At 68.1% G+C, this 301-nt stretch carries 1 protein-coding gene; it reads right to left on the bottom strand.

Going from position 1 to position 301, the window contains the following annotated elements; translation table 11 throughout:
• Nucleotides 1-33 precede the first annotated feature (33 nt).
• On the bottom strand, nucleotides 34-301 hold a 268-nt coding region (locus AC0IYH_RS30770), incomplete at its 5' end, for an aldehyde dehydrogenase family protein (RefSeq protein WP_471837956.1).

Below are 301 nucleotides of genomic sequence, written 5' to 3' on the forward strand. Positions count from 1 at the left end.
GTCCCGACGGGGAGGGAGCGGAAAGCTGCACCGTCACATCATGTGCACGGTCTTCGTGACGAGGTGCGCCATCACGCCCTCGGGGCCGTCCTCCGATCCGTGGCCGGAATCCTTCACGCCGCCGAACGGGCTGTCCGGCCAGCTGAGGCGGACGTTGTTGATCGCGACCATGCCGGCCTCGATCGCGTCTCCGAGCAGGTTCTGGCGCCGGCCATTCTCGGTGAAGCAATACGCCGCGAGGCCGAAGGGCAGGCGATTGGCCTGTTCGATCGCGTCGTCGACCGTGGCGAAGGGGCGCAGC

It is taken from the genome of Pseudomonas sp. AC463 (assembly GCF_979253585.1).